Below are 2,368 nucleotides of genomic sequence, written 5' to 3' on the forward strand. Positions count from 1 at the left end.
AGCGTTTGAGCATCTGATCGAAGGTGCCCTGGTTTCGCCAACCCCGGAACCGTTGATACACCGTTGACCATGGGCCGAAGCGTTCCGGCATATCTCGCCACGCAGCGCCCGAACAGAGTATCCAGAGCACGCCATCGAGCATCAGCCGGTCGCTCAGGCGGGGCCGCCCCCGACCATGGGTTTCAGTGAAGAGATCGGCGAACACAGTCCAGGCCTCATCCGAGAGTTCGTAACGCTTTGCCATCACAGAATTCCTTTCCGTAGATGGCCGGGAACCCTACTGAATTTCAGCTTCCAAAGGGCGCCGATTGGGTTTCTCGGGATTTCGTACAGAGCCTAGAGACCTCGCATTAAAAATCTCCACCCATCGCAAAAAGTTATAAATAACTGTCAACCTTGACAGTACCAAATCTATTTCCCGCGTATCAAAATAAAGCCTCAATCAACACAGGAGTTCTAAATATGGCAACTATCTTCGCTCCAGGTTCAACAATTTACAATAATGGACCAGCCATCTACCCTACAGTTCCACCAACTGTAACCCCTCCTCCACCTACACCTGGAATAACCTTCGTACCTCTCGGATCTTTATTACTCGCTGGCTTGATCGGAAAGCTCCCACGCCGGTGCTATTTAAGATCTGTCAACATGGAGAACTCTACGATTGAGGTAACTGAAGAGAACACCAACACCGTCACTACAATCGATACCAAAACCAATCGTGTTTACATCAATGCTCCCTACTCAACTATCACAGTGCATGAAAACAACTTCTACCAAAACCCCTATATCAACGCACCTGGTTCAGGCTTTAACATCTGGGAGAGAAAAATTGATCTCTCGGTCCCCCTCATTGCCATCACCGATCAACACTAATCTATCTTTTGGAGGATCAAGATATGCAAACTCAATGCGGCCCCATTCCAAGTCTTGCCCTTGAAGTCAACGACCCAATCAGCTTCATATCTCAGGGAATACTCTGGGAAGGAGTGAACATAGTTGGCTTAGATAGCAAAGCCAAGGCCATTGTAGTTACTGGCCCGCAGACGGCGGGAAGGCCCAGGGCTTTTTCGCTGAAAGATATAACAGTCTTAGTTTCAGTTGATTTCACTACCCCCTCTCCATTACGACCCACTCAAGCTTTATTCCTAACTACGTCATCAGATTAATATCAAGTTACAAGTTAAACATTGGGAGGCTAGCCCTCCCAACATTTAAACTGAAAAGCGAGTTCATCATGGCATTTGCATCCATTCGACCTACCACGTATCTATCACCTGACCCAGGAGACCTCCTAGAGATAAGAACAGCACAGGAAACCTTCATGGCAACTGACATTTGGTCGGACCCAACAACCAGAGAAATATACTTCGAAACCGTAGACAGTAAGATTCACAACCTAACGATTTACGACGTAGATGCCATTATCTATATAGCATCAGAAGAACCAATCATTCAAACACCCATTCAACTAGCTGATGGATCACCATCACTTTACGTCACCACAACAGGGCCATCGACAATCGACATATATAATCTTCGGCAAAACTATCGATCCAACATAACCTATGATCGTAGCAACCTGACTGTTGCCAGTCGAACCAGAGTTTGGTTAAAACTAATAAACTAGATAATTAATAAAAATCAGCCTAACGAGACCAAGAGTCAGCTCTAAAAACAGGAAAACCTTACAGACATCAAACCAAGCAAACCTCTCCCTAAAATCAGCCCCCCCCACTCAACTGATAATTTTAACGTAAAAATAAAATTATACATTCGAGGTTTTATATCATGACCACTCTCCCTCAACGCCCCTTTGCCGTTGGGCAAGCTCCGCGCCTAGTCAATCCAAAACAGTTTCAGTCTCCACCCTTTTTCACCGCCAATCCTGTTGCAGACATTATAAATAGTACACCTATTGACTTCCTCATTCCAAACCATGCTAGCTCTCGAGCAGGGGATGTTATAGAAATTTATATAGACAAAACACCCACAACAACGCCGAGCGTAACGCCTTATGCGACTATCTCTGTAGATCTTGTGCCAGGAACGAACACAGTCGCTCAAAACACTAAATTTCAAATACCATTTACTGATGCGAGAAAAATGCTAGACCAAGTATTTGAGATGTCCTGTGCTTCCGGTACACCGGGGAGCCCTCACATCTTTCTTCTGTCCTTGTACTTCGGCGTTACTTTCATAAAACCCTGAGCAAGACAATAAAAAGTATGCTCCGGACCAACTACTGGACCGGAGCTATCAATCAGCCTTGTTAGGCTCTGTACGAAAAGAGATGTCGCAAACACCGTATGGAACAAGCCTGTGAGACCATTGCGGCATAGCTTTTCGCGAGCTTGTCGAAGCGTGT

3 protein-coding genes and 1 pseudogene are annotated in these 2,368 nt (G+C 45.8%); 2 read left to right on the forward strand and 2 right to left on the reverse strand.

Annotated features, from left to right (window positions below):
* Positions 1 to 244 (reverse strand): transposase (locus BM026_RS28785; protein ID WP_139217595.1); only part of this gene is annotated, 244 nt, incomplete at its 3' end.
* 218 nt (positions 245 to 462) lie between these two features.
* Here BM026_RS28785 and BM026_RS29100 point away from each other — a divergent pair.
* Entirely contained in the window at positions 463 to 876 is a 414-nt protein-coding gene (locus BM026_RS29100; protein WP_139217596.1) for a hypothetical protein, read from the forward strand.
* 915 nt (positions 877 to 1,791) lie between these two features.
* Positions 1,792 to 2,211, forward strand: coding sequence for a hypothetical protein (locus BM026_RS29105; protein WP_139217597.1), 420 nt, complete (start codon positions 1,792 to 1,794; stop codon positions 2,209 to 2,211).
* 61 nt (positions 2,212 to 2,272) lie between these two features.
* Here the strand turns inward: BM026_RS29105 and BM026_RS29110 are convergent.
* A pseudogene (locus BM026_RS29110) lies at positions 2,273 to 2,368 on the reverse strand (IS5/IS1182 family transposase); the annotation flags it as partial.

This window comes from Pseudomonas sp. NFPP24, assembly GCF_900112095.1.
In the GTDB taxonomy this organism is placed as follows: domain Bacteria; phylum Pseudomonadota; class Gammaproteobacteria; order Pseudomonadales; family Pseudomonadaceae; genus Aquipseudomonas; species Aquipseudomonas extremorientalis.

Coding starts and splice junctions, on each gene's coding strand:
- BM026_RS29100 (WP_139217596.1), top strand. CDS start 463: ATGGCAACTATCTTCGCTCCAGGTTCAACAATTTACAATAATGGACCA.
- BM026_RS29105 (WP_139217597.1), top strand. CDS start 1,792: ATGACCACTCTCCCTCAACGCCCCTTTGCCGTTGGGCAAGCTCCGCGC.